We start from the raw sequence: 17,350 nt of genomic DNA on the forward strand, positions 1-17,350 counted from the left end.
CTCACCCCGACACACACGACCAAGAAGGAGCCCTGCCATGGGTGTTCAGAGCACCGAGTCCGCTTCGAAGTTCGCCGCGCTGGCCCGTCAGGCCGCCCTCTCCGTGGCCGTCGCCGCCGCTGTCGGTGGCGCCGTGTTCGCGCCGGCCGTCTCGGCCCAGGCCGCGACCGCCCCGTCCGTGACCGCGGGCACCGTGACGCCGGACGGCTGCGCGGACTGCTACCCGGACGTCATCTGATCCACCGATCCACGCCCGGGGTCGCCGGCGGCATCGCCGCCGCCGGCGCCCCGCGTCCGACCCGCCTCAACACCTCCAACACCCCCTGACCCCCCGTGAATTCGGAGAGGAACGCCGCCATGGACTGGCTGGACCGCTGCGTCGACGACACCGAGACCTTCCTGCGCAAGCACTGGCGCCAGGGGCCCGTGGTGCTCCGTCCCGCCGACCCGCCCACCGAGGTGCTGACCGTGGAGAGCCTGTTCGAGATCATCGACGAGGGTTCGCTGCGCGACCCGTACGCGGGGCTGTTCACCGTCGAGGGCACGGTGCCGCAGGAGGAGTACTGCCCGCCGCGGGTCATCGCGGGCCGGAGGCTGGAGGGGTGCCTCGACCCGGAGCTGGTGCGGGCGCTGATCCGGGACCGCAACGCCACGCTCCAGCTGCGCTACCTCAACCACTGGCACCCGGGGGTGCGCGCTCTGACCGCCGGCCTGTCCGAGAGTCTCGGCCGGCTCACCGAGGCGTTCATGTTCTACTCGCAGCCCGGTCGGCACGGGCCGGTGCACCGCGACGAGGGCGACATCCTGGTCATCCAGCTGAGCGGCCACAAGCACTGGCAGGTGTACGGCGGGCCGACCGACCCGAACTGGCAGCCGGTCCGTGAGGACAACCCGGGCCCGTGCCTGCTGGACACCGTCGTCCACCCGGGCGAGGTGCTGTACGTCCCCAACGGCTACGCCCACACCGCCCGCGCCACCGAGGACGGGCCGTCGCTGCACCTGACGATCGCTCTGCGCGAGGCCTGCACCGTCCACCTGCGCACTCAGCTGCGCGCCCTGCTCACCGAGGGCCTCGAACTGCCCGCCCGCCCCCGCGACGAGGACGACCTGCTGGCGGCCGGCGAGCAGCTGCTCGACCACCTGCGCACCCGGCTGGCCACCGCCGACCCGGCCGAGCTGGTGTCCGCCGCCCGCCGCGTCGCGTACAGCAACCGTCCCACCGCCTGAACCCGCCGTCCGACCCAGCCCGCACCAGAGGAGACCCGACCATGACCGAGACCTGGCTGAGCCGCTTCGTCGCGGACGAGGAGCAGTTCCGTACCCAGCTGTGGCGCACTGCCCCGGCCGTGCTGCGCCCCGAGCGCCCGCCGGTGGACGTGCTGCCCGCCGCCGAACTCGACCGGCTGCTCGACCACGGCCTGCTGAAGGTGCCGTACCTGGGCCTGGTGCAGCGCGACGCCCACCTGCCCGTCGAGCGGTTCTGCCCGCCGCGGGTGGTGCTCGGCGAGGTGGTCGGGGGGTACGCCGACGGCGCGGCGGTGCGGGCGCTGATCCGGGACGAGCAGGCGACGCTGCTGCTGCGCTACGTCGACCAGTGGCACGACGGGGTGCGCGAGCTGGCCCGCGGTCTGGCCGCCGAGATCGGCCGGCAGGTCGAGGCGTTCTACTTCCTGACCCCGCCCGGCACCCAGGGCCGCCCGGTGCACCGCGACGACGCGGACGTGCTGGTGGTGCAGATCTCCGGGGCCAAGCGCTGGTGGGTGCACGGCGGGCCCACCGACGGCAACTGGGTGCCGGAGCGGGAGGACGGCGACCCGGGCGAGGTGCTGCTGGAGACCGTCCTGCAGCCGGGCGAGGTGCTGTACGTGCCGCGTGGCTTCGCCCACCGTGCCCGCGCCGAGGACGGCGCGCCCTCCACGCACCTGTCGCTGACGATCCGCGAGGCGGCCAGCGCCAACCTGTACACCGTCGCGCAGAGCCTGCTCGCCGACAGCCTCCCCTTGGCGGGGCGCCCGCTGGACGACGCCGCGCTCACCGAGGCGGCCGCCGCGCTGATCGAGCACGCCGGTTCGCTGCTGGCCGAGCTGACGCCCGCCGACCTGCTGTCCGTCACCCGACAGCTGATGCTGCAACCCGCGGCGTGACCGTCCGCGCAGGAAAACCGCTGGTCCGCCCCGCACGCGGTCGTTGTAGGTTCGGTGGCGTGGACACTCCGAAGCTGATCCTGCTCACCACCACCCACCGCGTCGCCCCGGGCCTGCTCGGCTGGCCGGCCTGGGAGGCCCTCCGTTCGGCGCCCGTGGTGCTGGCCGGCGTCGCCGACCACCCGCAGCTGCCCGCGCTGCGCGCCGCCGGCGTCGAGCCCCGGCTGATCGAACGCGGCTCCGCCCCGGCGCTGGCCCGGCAGTTGCTCGCGCTGGCCCCCGCGGTGTGGCTGGAGAGCCCGGACGGCGACCCGGGGCTGACCGACGCACTGGCCCGGATCGCGGTGGAGGAGGCCGGCGAGCACCCGGAGATCGAGGTGCTGCCCGGCTCGTACGACCTGCCGGGCGCCCGCCTGCTGGACCTGGTCTCGGTGATGGACCGCCTGCGCTCGCCCGGCGGCTGCCCGTGGGACGCCGAGCAGACCCACCGGAGCCTGGTGAAGTACCTGGTCGAGGAGGCCTTCGAACTGGTCGAGGCGATCGAGGAGGATGACCGTCCGACCCTCCGCGAGGAACTCGGCGACGTGCTGCTCCAGGTGTTCTTCCACTCCCGGATCGCCGAGGAGGACGCCGAGGACCCGTTCTCCATCGACGACGTGGCGGGCGACATCGTCGAGAAGCTGATGTACCGCCACCCGCACGTGTTCGCCGACGTCAGCGTCCGGGACTCCGCCGAGACGGAGGCCAACTGGGAGCAGCTGAAGGCCGCAGAGAAGCAGCGCGAATCGGTGCTGGACGGCGTCCCGGCGGGCCTGCCCGCGCTGGCGTACGCGGCGAAACTGGTCTCCCGGGTGCGCCGGGCGCGGTTCACCGGAGTGCCGGACGCGCCGTACGAACTGCCCGCCGAACTCACCGCCGAGACGGCGGGGGAACTGCTGCTGGCGGTCGCACAGCGCGGCTACGACCAGGGCGTGGACGTGGACGCCGCACTGCGGGCGGCGGCCCGGCGCTACCGCCGGGCGGTACGGGCCGCCGAGGGACTGTCCGAGGACGACTGACGGGTCAGCTCGCCAGCGGGACGTCCGAGACCGGGCGGCGGCGCTGGGCCGGCACGACCTCGCCGATCGCCTCGCCGACCAGGGCCAGCACCTCGGCCAGCGGGTCGAGGTGGCCCGACAGTTCGGCGAGCTGGACGACCCGCTCGCCGTCCGGGCCGGCGACCGCGAACAGGTCGATCGGCCCGAGGTGCTTGGCGGCGGTGTCGACCAGCGCGGCGATGTCCGCGGGGTGGTGGATGTCACCGGACACCCCGACCACCGGGCAGCCGGGACGGTCGAGTTCGGCGGCGAGGTCCTCGGCGACACCGGGGCGAAGATCGGCGATGAGCAGGCCGGCGGCTCCGGCGGCGGAGAACCGGCGGGCCAGGTCGGCCCCCTCGCCTCCGTCGAGCACCGCGATGACCACCACTGCACCGGCTACTCGCATGGCCTGCTCCCCTTTCAGAGCGAACCGCGGGCGGTCCGCACGCCGCCCACTGTGGTTCTTGCGGAGGATCGTAGGCTCGCCCCGACTCTCCACAACAGCAATTACCCGCCAGGTGACCAGACTCACGCGACGGCGGTTCCAGATACGGTCAAGACATGCCAGATCAGCCCCACGCCACCCATCCGCAACTCTTCACCTGGGAGTTCGCGGCCGATCCGTATCCGGCGTACGCCTGGCTGCGGGAGAACGCCCCGGTGCACCGCACCACGCTGCCGAGCGGGGTGGAGGCCTGGCTGGTCACCCGGTACGCGGACGCCCGGCAGGCGCTGGCCGACTCCCGGCTCTCCAAGAACCCGGCGCACCACAGCGAACAGGCGCACCGCACCGGCCGGGTGGGCATCCCGGGCGAGCGGCAGGCCGACCTGATGACCCACCTGCTGAACATCGACCCGCCGGACCACACCCGGCTGCGCCGCCTGGTGTCGAAGGCCTTCACACCGCGCCGGGTTGCCGAGTTCGAACCGCGGGTGCAGCAGCTCACCGACCGCCTGATCGACTCCTTCGCGGAGCGCGGCGAGGTCGACCTGATCCACGAGTTCGCCTTCCCGCTGCCGATCTACGCGATCTGCGACCTGCTCGGCGTCCCGCCCGAGGACCAGGACGACCTGCGCGACTGGGCCGGCATGATGATCCGCCATACCGGTGGCAAGCGCGGGGGAGTGGGCCGCGCGGTCAAGCAGATCCGCGGCTACCTGGCCGACCTGATCCACCGCAAGCGCGCCGACCTCGGCGACGACCTGATCTCCGGCCTGATCCGGGCCAGCGACCACGGCGAGCACCTGAGCGAGAACGAGGCCGCGGCGATGGCCTTCATCTTGTTGTTTGCGGGGTTCGAGACGACCATTAATTTGATCGGCAATGGGGCATTTGCCCTGCTCCGCAACCCCGTTCAGCGCACCCTGCTCCAGGAGTCGCTGGCGCGCGGGGAGTCGGGCCTGTTGGAGACCGGCATCGAGGAACTCCTGCGCTACGACGGGCCGGTGGAGCTGGCGACCTGGCGGTTCGCCACCCGGCCGCTGAGCATCGGCGGGGTGGACATCCCGGCGGGCGACCCGGTGCTGGTGGTGCTGGCCGCGGCGGACCGCGACCCGGACCGGTTCTCCGACGAGAACACCCTGGACCTGGCCCGGACGGACAATCCGCACCTCGGTTTCGGACACGGCATCCACTACTGCATCGGTGCGCCGCTGGCCCGGCTCGAAGGGCAGCGCGCGATCGGCACACTGCTGACACGGCTGCCGGACCTCCAGTTGGCCGCCGATCCGGCCGAACTCCGTTGGCGGGGTGGGCTGATCATGCGCGGGCTGCGCGAACTCCCGGTCTCCTTCACGCCCCGCTGACCCGGTTTCGACCGCCGCCGTCCTGCCCTCGCCCCGCCCCCGCACGTCACCGTCCGTGGGCCCGGTGGGGGCGCGGGTGCGCCCCCACCTGGGGCGAATACGGACATACATGGACGGTTTGTGCACGAGAAGTGAAGGTCCGTAATTTCGACGTGATACCGGTGATATGAGCTTGTGATTGCTCGTCAGCTCTGCTTACTCTCCGATTTGCCCGCAGCTGCGGGCCCCGAGCGCGGCACGCCGAGTCCTGTCCGCCGCACCCTCGGGACACCGACCAGGATTCGGACAGGAGCGGGGGAACCAGGTGTGAACGCCGTACTCCCAACGGCTTGGGGTGAAGCCGCCGGGGAACGGACGCAACCGCGTCCGGACCTCCCGGCGGCCGGGCCAGCCTCCCGGTCCGAACCCGACAGCTCACCTCGTAGGCGTGCGGAGAGGAAGTCCCATGCTGTTCACCGGTACTGGACGTCACCGCCGTAGCACCAAGGCCGAGAAGGTCGTCGCCGCTGCAGGCGTCGCCTCCGTGGGCCTGGCCCTGCCCCTGCTCTCCGCCACCGGAGCGGCAGCCGCACCCGCCGACACCTGGGACCGCGTGGCCCAGTGCGAGAGCGGCGGGGACTGGAGCATCAACACCGGAAACGGGTACTACGGCGGCCTGCAGTTCTCCTCCTCCACCTGGCGCGCCTACGGCGGCGGCGACTACGCCGCCCGCGCCGACCAGGCCACCCGCTCCGAGCAGATCGCGGTGGCCGAGCGGGTGCTCGCCTCCCAGGGGCCCGGCGCCTGGCCGTCCTGCTCGATCAAGGCCGGTCTGTCCCGCGGCGGCGACAGCTCCGAGGACACCGCCTCCCGCTCGCAGCAGCGCGCGGCGGCGCCCGAGCGGAAGCAGACGAAGTCGCAGCAGCAGTCGAAGAGTTCGAAGCAGAGCGCCCCGGCCGACGGGTCGACGCAGTCCGGCACCGGGAACTACACCGTGCAGGAGGGCGACACGCTGTCCGGGATCGCCGCCGCGCGGAACGTGTCCGGCGGCTGGGAGCAGCTGTTCCGGGCGAACCGCGAACTGATCGGCGCCGACCCCGATGTGATCATGCCCGGCCAGGTGCTGGCGCTGTGACGGCGCGGTCCGGCCGGCTCCGGCCCGGCGGTGGTATAGACCCTTCGTCGGTCTGACGATTCGTCCGCTCCGGGCGTGCGCCCAGCAGTTCGCGCCGCCCGGAGCCCGCCGCCGACGGGCAAACAGGTGAACTACCAGTGAGTAGCCGGGTCACACGGTGAGACGGGGCCCGGCCGGGCGTGGCCGTGGGCATGTCTGCGGCTAGGCTCTGGGCGTAACGACCACACATCCGCTTCCGCTAGGAGATGCCTCGTGCCGTCCATTGATGTCGTCGTAGCCCGTGAGATCCTCGACTCCCGCGGCAACCCCACGGTCGAGGTCGAGGTCGGTCTCGACGATGGCAGCACCGGTCGTGCGGCTGTCCCGTCGGGTGCCTCCACCGGCGCCTTCGAGGCGCTGGAGCTCCGCGACGGCGACAAGAACCGCTACTTCGGCAAGGGCGTCGAGAAGGCCGTCCTCGCCGTCATCGAGCAGATCGGCCCGGAGCTGGTCGGCTACGACGCCACCGAGCAGCGCCTGATCGACCAGGCCATGCTCGACCTGGACGCCACCCCGGACAAGTCCTCGCTCGGCGCCAACGCCATCCTCGGCGTCTCGCTCGCCGTCGCGCACGCCGCCTCCGAGGCCAGCGACCTGCCGCTGTTCCGCTACCTGGGCGGCCCGAACGCGCACGTGCTGCCGGTCCCGATGATGAACATCCTCAACGGCGGCTCGCACGCGGACTCCAACGTCGACATCCAGGAGTTCATGATCGCCCCGATCGGCGCGGAGTCCTTCTCCGAGGCCGTCCGCTGGGGCGTCGAGGTCTACCACACCCTCAAGGGCGTGCTGAAGGAGCGCGGGCTGTCCACCGGCCTGGGCGACGAGGGCGGCTTCGCCCCGAACCTGGACTCCAACCGCGAGGCCCTGGACCTCATCACCGAGGCCATCAAGAAGGCCGGCTACACCCCGGGCAAGGACATCGCGCTGGCCCTGGACGTCGCCGCGTCCGAGTTCTACAAGGACGGCGCCTACCAGTTCGAGGGCAAGGCCCTGTCGGCCGCCGAGCTGGTCGAGTACTACGCCGAGCTGGTCGCCGCCTACCCGCTGGTCTCCATTGAGGACCCGCTGGACGAGTCCGACTGGGACGGCTGGAAGGCCATCACCGACAAGCTGGGCGACAAGGTCCAGCTGGTCGGCGACGACCTGTTCGTCACCAACCCGGAGCGCCTGCGCAAGGGCATCGAGACCGGCACCGCCAACGCGCTGCTGGTGAAGGTCAACCAGATCGGCTCGCTCACCGAGACCCTGGACGCCGTCGAGCTGGCCCAGCGCAACGGCTACCGCTGCATGATGTCGCACCGCTCCGGCGAGACCGAGGACGTCACCATCGCCGACCTCGCCGTCGCCACCAACTGCGGCCAGATCAAGACCGGCGCCCCGGCCCGCTCCGAGCGCGTCGCCAAGTACAACCAGCTGCTGCGCATCGAGGAGATCCTCGACGACGCCGCGGAGTACGCCGGCCGCGGCGCGTTCCCCCGGTTCCGCTCTGCGGACAAGTAAGCACAGCAAGGGCTGACCAGTACTGAGCCTGTTGTGACCGGTGCCCCGGCCTCCACCGCGTAGGGTGGGGCCGGGGCACCGGCATGCGCAGGAGGGGCGACCAGATGGCCAAGTGGAGAATTCCCGGACTGGCGGCGCGCCCGCGCTTCACCAGCCGGGCCACCGTGCTGGTCCTCGTCCTGTGCTCGCTGGTGGCGATACTCGCGTACCCGGCCCGGCAGTACATCGCGCAGCGCGGCGAGATCGCCGATCAGCGGGCCAAGGCCGATCACGCCCGCCAGCAGGTCGACGAACTGCGCCGGGCCAAGGCCCGCTGGCAGGACCCGGAGTTCGTCAAGGCCCAGGCCCGGGAGCGGCTGCACTACGCGCTGCCGGGCGAGACCCCGTTCGTGTCGGTCGCGCCGCCGCCCGCGCAGGGCGAGAAGCAGTCCGCCTCGGACGGCGCCGGCCGGCCCAAGGCCGCCCGTCCCTGGTACTCCGGCTTCTGGGACTCGGTGGACGCCGCCGACACCGCGATCGCCGCTCCACCCGCAGCTCCCTGACGCCACCCCACCCGCCCCCTCCTGACGAACAGACTCCTGATGAGCAACCAGAACCCTCCCGTCTCCGACAACGACGTCGCCGCCATCGCCGCCCAGCTCGGCCGGGTGCCGCGCGGGCTGCGTTCCGTCGCCCACCGCTGCCCGTGCGGCAACCCGGACGTGGTGGAGACCGCGCCCCGGCTGCCCGACGGCACGCCGTTCCCGACGCTCTACTACTTGACCTGCCCCAAGGCCGCCTCGCTGATCGGCACCCTGGAGGCGGACGGCGTGATGAAGGAGCAGACCGCCCGGCTCGCCGAGGACCCCGAGCTCGCCGCCGCCTACCAGGCCGCGCACGAGGACTACATCGCCCGCCGGGACGCCATCGAGGTGCTGGAGGGCTTCCCCAGCGCCGGCGGCATGCCCGACCGGGTCAAGTGCCTGCACGTGCTGGTCGGCCACTCGCTGGCGGCCGGCGAGGGCGTCAACCCGCTCGGCGACGAGGCGATCGGCATGCTGGAGGACTGGTGGGCCAAGGGCCCGTGCGTCAGCCCCGCCGAGGTCGAGGCCGCCGGTGAGCGGGTCGCCCGCAACAAGGCCAAGGCCCAGGACCACGCCGCGGTGATCGCCGCCAAGGAGGCGCTGACCGCCGAGCGGGCCGAGCGCGCGGCGCGCAAGGCCGAGGAGGACGACGAGTCGTGAGCACCATCCGGGTCGCCGCGATCGACTGCGGCACCAACTCGATCCGCCTGCTGATCGCCGACCTGGACCCGGAGACCGGGGAGATCGTCGATCTGGACCGGCGGATGCTGATCGTCCGGCTCGGCCAGGGCGTCGACAAGACCGGTCGGCTGCACCCCGAGGCGCTGGACCGCACCTTCGCGGCCTGCCGCGAGTACGCGGAGATCATCGCCGCGCACGGGGTCGGCCCGGAGCGGATCCGGATGGTCGCCACCTCGGCCTCCCGGGACGCCGAGAACGCCGCCGAGTTCACCGCCGGAGTCAAGGCGATCCTCGGCATCACCCCGAGCGTGGTCAGCGGCGACGAGGAGGCCCGGCTCTCCTTCACCGGCGCCACCCGCGAGCTGCTCGGCGGCCCGCACCGCCCGCCCTACCTGGTGTTCGACCTGGGCGGCGGCTCCACCGAATTCGTGCTCGGCGAGCAGGACGTGCGGGCCGCGCACTCGATGGACATCGGCTGCGTGCGGATGACGGAGCGGCACTTCGCGGGCGGGCAGCCCACCGAGGTGCAGATCGCCGCCGCCCGGGCCGACATCCGGGCCGCGCTGGACACCGTCGAGGCGAGCGTCCCACTGGCGGACGGCGCCACCCTGGTCGGCCTGGCCGGCACCGTCACCACGGTCGCCGGGATCGCGCTGGAGCTGCCCGGCTACGACTCCGAGCGGATCCACCACGCGGTGCTGACCGTCCAGCAGGTGCGGGAGACCGCCGAGTGGCTGCTGCACTCCTCGCACGCCGAGCGGGCCGCCGTCCCCGTGATGCACCCCGGCCGGGTCGACGTGATCGCGGCCGGCGCGCTGGTGCTGCTGGAGATCATGGAGCGCACCGGGGCCGCTGAGCTGCTGGTTTCCGAGCACGACATCCTCGACGGGATCGCCTGGTCGATCGCCTGATCCGGGCGCCCGGCGGGTGGTCGACGGGTGGTTGACGGGCGGTTGACGAGTGTTCCGGGAGGCCCGGTGCGGGCCTCCCGGCGTGTCCCGGCAAGAAGCTTCGTGAATTTCTTCACATGGCGACCGGGCCTTTCGGCCCCTTGCGGTGTCCGGTCCGTCCGATATGTGGGACCGAAGGCGCCTGGGGCGGGTGGTTCATGGGATCGCAGGCAACCCGCCGTTCACGCCGAAGAAATCGAAAGCGCACTCGGGAACCCGTGCCCCACAAGGATCGTTGCTGCTCAGCGTGGCACCGAGTGCCTGGGTGATCATGGTGGACGGGCGGTGGCGGCGAGGAGGCCGGCACCAGCCGGAATTGTGGGCGCGCAGTGTAGCAGCAGGTGTCCAGGAGCTTGTGATGGGCCTCACGAATGGCCCGTCAGGCCGGGGTGGATACTTTCGGATATGAGCACCACGGAGCGTCCTCGCATCCTCATTGTCGGCGGTGGTTACGTCGGCCTGTATGCCGCGATGCGCATCCTCAAGAAGATGCGCTACGGCGAAGCGACCGTCACGGTCGTCGACCCGCGGTCGTACATGACGTACCTGCCCTTCCTCCCGGAGGCGGCCGGCGGCAACGTCGCCCCCCGCAACCTCGTCGCGCCCCTGCGCAGCGCCCTGAAGAAGGCGGAGGTGCTCACCGGTCACGTGACCGAGGTGGACCACGCCCGCAAGGTCGCCACCATCCAGCCCGCGGCCGGCGAGTCCTACGAACTGCCCTTCGAGTACCTGGTCGTGGCGACCGGCTCGGTCTCCCGCACCTTCCCGATCCCGGGTCTGGCGGAGCACGGCATCGGCATGAAGACGGTGGAAGAGGCGATCAGCCTCCGCAACCACGTCATGGCGCAGCTGGACAAGGCCGAGTCCACCACCGACGAGGACGTCCGCCGCAAGGCGCTGACCTTCGTCGTCATCGGTGGCGGCTTCGCCGGCATCGAGACGGTCGCCGAGATCGAGGACATGGCGCGCGACGCCGCCAAGATCTACAAGACCGTCAGCCGCGAGGACATGCGCTTCGTCGTGGTGGAGGCGGCCAACCGCATCCTCCCCGAGATGGGCCCCGACCTGGGTCTGTGGACCAAGGGCCGGCTCGAGGAGCGCAACATCGAGGTCTACATCGAGACCTCGATGGACTCCTGCGTCGACCAGCACGTGGTGCTGAAGAACGGCATGGAGTTCGACGCGTCCACCATCGTGTGGACCGCCGGCGTGAAGCCGAACCCGATCGTCAACCGCTTCGGTCTGCCGCTCGGCCCGCGTGGCCACGTCGACACCAAGCCGACCCTGCAGGTCCAGGGCTTCGACTACGTGTGGGCGGCCGGCGACAACGCCCAGGTTCCCGACCTGGCCGCCGGTGAGGGCGCCTGGTGCCCGCCGAACGCGCAGCACGCGGTCCGTCAGGCCGCCGTCCTCGGTGACAACGTGGTGGCCGGCATGCGCGGATTCCCGCAGGCCGAGTACAAGCACAAGAACCTCGGTGCGGTGGCCGGCCTCGGCCTGCACAAGGGTGTGGCGATCCTGTTCGGCAAGGTCAAGCTCAAGGGCCGCCTCGCCTGGTACTTCCACCGCGCCTACCACGGTGCGATGGTCCCCACCATGAACCGCAAGATCCGGGTCTTCACCGACTGGACGCTGGCGATGTTCCTCAAGCGCGAGACGGTCGGTCTCTCCGAGATGGAGAAGCCGTTCGACGCGTTCCAGGAGGCCACCGCTCCGCCGAAGCCCGCCGCCGCCGCGGAGCCGAAGAAGGAGCTCGCCTCCAGCAAGTAAGCGACGAGACCCGTCACTTCGGGTTACGAGTCGGAGGCCCTCCGCCCGGCAACGCCGCCGGACCACGTCCTCCGTGGTGCTCAGCCGGCCTTGCTGTCGGGCGGAGTACAGCACTCAGTTGACGAAGGCCCCCACCCCCGCCGGGTGGGGGCCTTCGGGCTTTCCCGGGGCGCCGTCAGCCCTGGTCGGTGGGCGTGGTGCGGTCGCTGAGGCGCTCGTGGCGCTGGCGGGCGGCCTGCGGGGTGCCGAGGCCGAGGCCGAAGGCGATCTCCTGCCAGGTCATGCTGCGGCCGCGGGCCATGGTGAGCAACCCGGCCTCCAGCTCGTCGAGTTCGGCGCGGACCAGGGGGAGCAGGGTGAGCGCGGCGGTCAGGTCGGCGCGGTCCACCTCGGGTTCGCCGTCCTCGGCGAGGGCGGCGCCGCTGAGCAGGAAGGCCACCAGCCGGACCGCCTCGTGCGGGGCGAGCATCGCCGGGTTGGTCTGGCGGCGGCGCTGCTCGTCGGTGGCGGCGTGGCGCTCGGCGATCCGGAACAGCGAGGCGTAGACGCGCTGCGTGCGGGCGGCCTCCGGGTCCGGCGGGGAGAACGGGTCGGCGGGCTGCTGAGGGGTGTCGGTCATGGGGTCAGCATGCTCCGGTGAACGGGGCAACGTCAACGGGATTCGTTGAACGAAGTGTTCATAGGCGGGCCCGGGAAGTGGATTGATCAAGCGAATCCGGCCGCTTAGCATGATGATCACCAACCACGCTCAACCTGGGGGAACCACAATGGAACTGAGCACTCGTCAAGCCGCCCTGATCGCCGCCGCCACCACCGCGCTCGCCGCCGCGGCCGTCGTCGGCACCGCTGCCACCGCCACCGCCGCCGAGCGCCCCGTCGACCAGGCCGCCGGCCAGGTCGTGGTGCCCGACCACGTGGCGCTGGTCACTCCCGACCACATCGCGATCTCCGTCGCCGACCACATGGCGCTCTGACCCCGCCGTGCGGGCAGCGGCCGACGACCCGGCGGCGAGCCTGGTCGCGCAGACCGCCGAGCGCCTGATCCGGCTCTGGGCCGAGCGCGGCGAACTCCACCACCCCGGCTGGGGACGGCCGTTCCGCCGGCTCGCCGAGCTGCTGCCCGCACCGGACGTCGAATTCGCCGTCCACAACCCGCAGATGGTGCCACTGCTCTGGTACCCGGCGCTGCGTCGCGAGGGCCCGCACGGCACCGTCGTCGAGGTGTTCGACCACCTCCCGGCGGACGCCGGCCCGCCGCTGCCGCGCCGGCAGGAGCTGTCCCGGATCTACAGCTGGGCGCCCGTCACCCGCACCGCCCTCGACTGGATCGCGGAGCGGCTGGCCGGCCGCGGACTGCTCGAAGTCGGCGCCGGCAGCGGCTACTGGGCCGCGCGGCTGCGCGCCCGCGGCGTCGACGTGCTGGCCACCGACGCCGAGGCCCGCACCGAACTCAACGGCTGGACCGACCGGTTCCGCTGGACCGACGTGCGCCCCGGCCGGGCCGCCGAGGACGCCGCCGCGCACCCCGACCGGGCCCTCGCCCTGATCTGGCCGCCGTACCGCGATCCGATGGCCCTGGACGCCCTGCGGGCCTACCGCGGCGATCATCTGATCTATCTGGGCGACCGCCCGGGCGGTCTCTGCGCCGACGACGCCTTCTTCGCCGAGCTCGCCACCCACTGGTACCCGGCCGCCCGCTGCCCGCTCACCCTGCGCTGGCTGGGCAATCACGACACCCTGACCCACTGGATCCGCAGGGAATCCGTGGGGGTGGGTCGGGGCGTCGGTCGTGATCGGGTCATTACCGCAGGTCACGATGGGTGGGCAGAAGAGTGCCCAGAGCCGGACTCGAACCGGCACGACCTTCCGGCCAAGCAGTTTTAAGCTGCCCGTGTCTGCGTTCCACCATCTGGGCCTGGGAGCGCGTGAACTCGGTTACTGAGCCTAGTCGGCCGGGCGAGGGTTTCGCATAATTCTCGGGACGGAAGTTGTCATGCTTCCATGCGATCTGACGAAGCGTCTGTCATTTCGGCCACCCTCCGACAGTTCTCGGCCACCGCCGGTCCTCGGGGTGCGGGTCATACCGAAGGAGGAGAGGGCGGCGGCGGCCGTACATCTCGGGGCGGGGCGGCAACCGTTCGGCGGAGCGACGAATTCCATGATCATCGAGGAGAGGATGGGATAGCGGTCGCAGGCACGTCCTGGCCGCAACCCAGTGACGAGCCAGCACCTCCCCGACAGGAGTCCCCTTCGTGAGCACCTCGACCGCGTACGCAGCCCACACCGGTCTGGCGGCGGCCCGCGCCACCGGTCTCAACAAGGTCTACGGCGAAGGCGACACCCGCGTCGTCGCGCTCGACAACGTCTCGGTCTCCTTCGGCCAGGGCGAGTTCACCGCGATCATGGGCCCGTCGGGCTCCGGCAAGTCCACCCTGATGCACTGCATGGCCGGCCTGGACACGGTCAGCTCCGGCTCGGCGACCATCGGCGAGACCGAACTGGTCGGACTGAAGGACAAGCAGCTGACCAAGCTCCGCCGCGACAAGATCGGCTTCGTCTTCCAGGCGTTCAACCTGCTGCCGACGCTGACCGCGCTGGAGAACATCACGCTGCCGATGGACATCGCCGGCCGCAAGGTCGACAAGGCCTGGCTCGACCGCGTGGTGGAGACGGTCGGCCTGTCCGGCCGCCTCTCGCACCGCCCGGCGCAGCTCTCCGGCGGCCAGCAGCAGCGCGTGGCCTGCGCCCGCGCGCTGGCCTCCAAGCCGGAGATCATCTTCGCCGACGAGCCCACCGGAAACCTGGACTCCCGCTCCGGCGCCGAGATCCTCTCCTTCCTGCGCAACTCGGTGCGCGAGCTCGGTCAGACCGTGGTGATGGTGACGCACGACCCGGTGGCCGCGTCCTACGCGGACCGCGTGGTCTTCCTCGCCGACGGCCGGATCGTCGACGAGCTGACCAACCCCACCGCCGACTCGGTCCTCGACCGGATGCGTCGTTTCGACGCCAAGGGCCGCACCAGCTGACGGCCCCTCAGCAGCCGACCGTCCACACCACCCCAGGACTGACCCCATGTATCGCACCGCACTGCGCAACGTGCTGGCCCACAAGGGCCGACTGCTGATGACGGCACTCGCCGTCATGCTGGGCACCGCCTTCGTCGCCGGCACCCTGGTGTTCTCGGACACCATGGGCCAGGCCGTCCGCAACAGCTACTCCAAGAGCTACTCCGACGTCTCCGTGCTGATCTCCGACAGGTGGTCCCGGAGCGCCGACGAGGGCCCCAAGGAGGCCGGCCAGAAGAAGCGTGACGCGCTGACCGACGCCACCGTGAAGGACCTCGCCGCCCTGCCGGGCGCCGAGCGGGCCCGCGGCGTGGTCACCGGCTTCACCGCCGTCGCCGACAAGAAGGGCAACCTGATCGGCGAGGCGTGGAGCGCCCAGGGCTCCAACTTCGCCCCGGACGCCTCCGGCAAGGACCCGCGCTACCCGATGGCGGAGGGCCGCGGCCCGAAGGCGGCCGGCGAGATCGCGCTGAACAAGCAGGCCGCCGACAAGGCCGGCTACAAGGTCGGCGACAAGGTCCGGGTGGCCGGCAACGGCGCCGCCGAGGACACCACGCTCACCGGTGTGTTCACCTCCGACGACCCGCAGGTCACCTCTGGCGGTTCGCTCGTGCTGATGGACACCGCCACCGCCCAGCAGCGGCTGCTGGAGCCCGGCCACTACAGCTCGATCGCGCTGACCGCCAAGTCCGGCGTCTCGGAGGACGCGCTGCTGGACGCGGCCAAGGCGAAGCTGCCCGACACCTTCGACCTGGAGACCGGCCAGAAGCTCAAGGACGAGCAGTCCAAGATGGTCGAGCAGTCGGTCACCGGCATGAAGAGCATGCTGCTGGTGTTCGCCGGCATCTCGCTGTTCGTCGGCATCTTCATCATCGTCAACACCTTCACCATGCTGATCGCTCAGCGCCTGAAGGAGCTGGCGCTGCTGCGCGCGGTCGGCGCCAGCCGCCGCCAGGTCACCAACTCGGTGCTGATCGAGGCGCTGCTGATCGGCGTGATCGCCTCCGTGGCCGGTCTGCTGCTCGGCATCGGCATCGGCGCCGGCATGCAGTCCCTGCTGGCCGGCATGAACGAGGGCATGCCCACCGGTTCGCTGGTGATCGCCCCGGCCACCATCATCGGCACCCTGGTGACCGGCATCGTGGTGACCGTGCTGTCCGCGCTGATCCCCGCGATCCGCGCCTCCCGGATCCCCCCGGTGGCGGCGATGAGCAGCGGTGACCTGCCCAGCACCCAGCGCGGCCTGGTGGTCCGCAACTCGATCGGCGCGGTGCTGGCCGGCGGCGGCATCGCCCTGATCCTGGCCGGCGCGTTCAGCAAGGGCACCGGCGGCCGGACGTACCTGGAGCTCGGCGCCCCGCTCACCCTGATCGGCGTGTTCGTCCTGCTGCCGCTGCTGTCGCGCCCGGTGGTCGCCCTGGTCGGCCCGCTGCTGGCCAAGGTGTTCGGCACTCCCGGCAAGCTGGCCCGTCGCAACGCCGTCCGCAACCCGCGCCGCACCGCCAGCACCGCGGCCGCGCTGACCATCGGCCTGACCCTGGTCACCGCCGTGACGGTGATCGGCGACTCGGTCACCAGCACGGTCACCCGCCTCGTCAGCGGCTCGATGAAGGCCGACTACACGGTCTCGATGGCCAACCACCACTCGCTGTCGAAGGACCTGGCGCCGCTGATCGCCAAGGCGGACGGCGTGACCGCCGTCAGCCCGGTCAGCAACGTGATGTGGACGATCAACGGGGACAGCCGGGCCGTCGAGGGCTTCGACGCCGCCGCCTTCGACCAGTTGGTCACGGTGAAGATGGCGTCCGGCTCGACCGGCGCGCTGAAGCAGGGCCAGATCCTGGTCAACGACGAATACGCCGCCAAGCACAACCTCACCCAGGGTGCCACCGCCAAGGTCGAGGTGGCCGACGGCAAGACGCTGGACCTCACCGTCGGCGGCGTGTTCGAGCGCAACGCCACCCTGTCGAACGTCATCGTGTCCAACGCGCTGATCGACCAGCACGACCCCGACTCGTTCATCAGCGAGATCCTGGTCAAGGGCAAGGACGGCGAGACCGCCGCGCTCAAGCAGTCCGTCAAGCAGGCCACCGGCAGCAACCCGGTGATCGAGGTGCTGACCGAGAAGGACAAGGTCGCCGAGTTCAGCCGGATCATCACCACGATGCTGAACATCATGTACGGCCTGCTCGGCATGGCGGTGCTGGTCGCCGTCCTCGGTGTGATCAACACGCTGGCGATGTCGGTGTTCGAGCGCAAGCGCGAGATCGGCATGCTGCGGGCGATCGGCCTGGACCGGCGCGGCATCAAGCGGATGGTCCGCATCGAGTCCGTGGTGATCTCGCTCTTCGGTGCCGTGATCGGCGTGGGGCTCGGCGTCTTCCTGGCCTGGTCCGCCGTCCGGGTGCTGGCCGCCGACCTGACCGGCCTGACCACCTCGATCCCCTACGGCAGCGTGCTGCTCTTCCTGGCCCTGTCCGCGCTGGTCGGCGTGATCGCCGCCCTCTGGCCGGCCCGCCGGGCCTCCCGGATGGACATCCTCGCCAGCATCAAGACCGACTGACGTCCGGTCGGCAGAACGCCGCGCCGCCCGTTCCCGGAGCAACCGGGGACGGGCGGCGCGGCGTTCGCGTGGG

Annotated in this window: 15 protein-coding genes, 1 tRNA gene, 1 pseudogene and 1 riboswitch; of the genes and pseudogenes, 14 read left to right on the plus strand and 3 right to left on the minus strand. The window is 71.4% G+C overall.

Annotated elements, in window-relative coordinates:
* Positions 1-37: 37 nt before the first annotated feature.
* From ACIHEI_RS01740 to ACIHEI_RS01755, 4 genes are all read left to right on the plus strand, one after another.
* Positions 38-238, plus strand: coding sequence for a hypothetical protein (locus ACIHEI_RS01740; protein ID WP_396605263.1), 201 nt, complete (start codon positions 38-40; stop codon positions 236-238).
* Between the two features lie 119 nt (positions 239-357).
* The gene (locus ACIHEI_RS01745) at positions 358-1,227 is read left to right on the plus strand and encodes a JmjC domain-containing protein (protein ID WP_396605264.1); all 870 of its coding nucleotides are present in this window, start codon (positions 358-360) and stop codon (positions 1,225-1,227) included.
* 41 nt (positions 1,228-1,268) lie between these two features.
* Complete coding sequence (locus ACIHEI_RS01750; protein WP_396605265.1) at positions 1,269-2,144, plus strand: JmjC domain-containing protein; 876 nt, start codon at positions 1,269-1,271, stop codon at positions 2,142-2,144.
* Positions 2,145-2,203: 59 nt separating this feature from the next.
* Positions 2,204-3,202 (plus strand): MazG family protein, encoded by a 999-nt coding sequence (locus ACIHEI_RS01755; protein WP_387637997.1) that lies wholly within the window; start codon positions 2,204-2,206, stop codon positions 3,200-3,202.
* Positions 3,203-3,206: 4 nt separating this feature from the next.
* Here the strand turns inward: ACIHEI_RS01755 and ACIHEI_RS01760 are convergent, their stop codons facing one another.
* Positions 3,207-3,629: an SDR family NAD(P)-dependent oxidoreductase gene (locus tag ACIHEI_RS01760; protein WP_396605266.1), complete on the minus strand. Its 423-nt coding sequence runs from the start codon at positions 3,627-3,629 to the stop codon at positions 3,207-3,209.
* 155 nt (positions 3,630-3,784) lie between these two features.
* Here ACIHEI_RS01760 and ACIHEI_RS01765 point away from each other — a divergent pair, with 155 nt between their 5' ends.
* The 7 genes and pseudogenes from ACIHEI_RS01765 (at position 3,785) to ACIHEI_RS01795 (ending at position 11,649) form a co-directional block, all read left to right on the plus strand.
* Entirely contained in the window at positions 3,785-5,029 is a 1,245-nt protein-coding gene (locus tag ACIHEI_RS01765) for a cytochrome P450 (protein ID WP_396605267.1), read from the plus strand.
* A gap of 242 nt (positions 5,030-5,271) precedes the next feature.
* A riboswitch (cyclic di-AMP (ydaO/yuaA leader) is annotated at positions 5,272-5,471 on the plus strand.
* 3 nt (positions 5,472-5,474) lie between these two features.
* Positions 5,475-6,143, plus strand: coding sequence for a transglycosylase family protein (locus tag ACIHEI_RS01770; RefSeq protein WP_396605268.1), 669 nt, complete (start codon positions 5,475-5,477; stop codon positions 6,141-6,143).
* Positions 6,144-6,395: 252 nt separating this feature from the next.
* Positions 6,396-7,685, plus strand: coding sequence for a phosphopyruvate hydratase (gene eno, locus ACIHEI_RS01775; protein WP_387637989.1), 1,290 nt, complete (start codon positions 6,396-6,398; stop codon positions 7,683-7,685).
* 104 nt (positions 7,686-7,789) lie between these two features.
* Positions 7,790-8,227: a septum formation initiator family protein gene (locus tag ACIHEI_RS01780; RefSeq protein WP_387865365.1), complete on the plus strand. Its 438-nt coding sequence runs from the start codon at positions 7,790-7,792 to the stop codon at positions 8,225-8,227.
* A pseudogene (locus ACIHEI_RS01785) lies at positions 8,224-8,773 on the plus strand (DUF501 domain-containing protein); the annotation flags it as partial. The gene ACIHEI_RS01780 and the pseudogene ACIHEI_RS01785, both read left to right, overlap by 4 nt.
* A gap of 131 nt (positions 8,774-8,904) precedes the next feature.
* Positions 8,905-9,840 (plus strand): exopolyphosphatase, encoded by a 936-nt coding sequence (locus ACIHEI_RS01790; RefSeq protein WP_392952123.1) that lies wholly within the window; start codon positions 8,905-8,907, stop codon positions 9,838-9,840.
* A gap of 444 nt (positions 9,841-10,284) precedes the next feature.
* On the plus strand, positions 10,285-11,649 hold the full coding sequence (locus ACIHEI_RS01795; protein ID WP_387637983.1) for an NAD(P)/FAD-dependent oxidoreductase: 1,365 nt from the start codon (positions 10,285-10,287) through the stop codon (positions 11,647-11,649).
* Positions 11,650-11,824: 175 nt separating this feature from the next.
* Here the strand turns inward: ACIHEI_RS01795 and ACIHEI_RS01800 are convergent, their stop codons facing one another.
* Positions 11,825-12,268 (minus strand): DNA-binding protein, encoded by a 444-nt coding sequence (locus ACIHEI_RS01800; protein WP_396605269.1) that lies wholly within the window; start codon positions 12,266-12,268, stop codon positions 11,825-11,827.
* A 148-nt stretch (positions 12,269-12,416) separates the two neighbouring features.
* Between ACIHEI_RS01800 and ACIHEI_RS01805 the strand changes: the two genes are divergently transcribed.
* Positions 12,417-12,623 (plus strand): hypothetical protein, encoded by a 207-nt coding sequence (locus tag ACIHEI_RS01805; RefSeq protein ID WP_396605270.1) that lies wholly within the window; start codon positions 12,417-12,419, stop codon positions 12,621-12,623.
* 859 nt (positions 12,624-13,482) lie between these two features.
* Here the strand turns inward: ACIHEI_RS01805 and ACIHEI_RS01810 are convergent.
* Positions 13,483-13,564 (minus strand) — tRNA-Leu (locus tag ACIHEI_RS01810).
* A 337-nt stretch (positions 13,565-13,901) separates the two neighbouring features.
* Between ACIHEI_RS01810 and ACIHEI_RS01815 the strand changes: the two genes are divergently transcribed.
* Together ACIHEI_RS01815 and ACIHEI_RS01820 are read left to right on the plus strand one after the other, a co-directional pair.
* Positions 13,902-14,675 carry an ABC transporter ATP-binding protein gene (locus ACIHEI_RS01815; RefSeq protein WP_043915787.1) on the plus strand — a complete coding sequence of 258 codons (774 nt, stop codon included), beginning with the start codon at positions 13,902-13,904 and terminating at the stop codon, positions 14,673-14,675.
* A 46-nt stretch (positions 14,676-14,721) separates the two neighbouring features.
* Entirely contained in the window at positions 14,722-17,277 is a 2,556-nt protein-coding gene (locus ACIHEI_RS01820) for an ABC transporter permease (protein WP_396605271.1), read from the plus strand.
* Positions 17,278-17,350: the final 73 nt, after the last annotated feature.

Origin of the sequence: Kitasatospora sp. NPDC051984 (assembly GCF_044593455.1) — a bacterium.
GTDB lineage: Bacteria > Actinomycetota > Actinomycetes > Streptomycetales > Streptomycetaceae > Kitasatospora.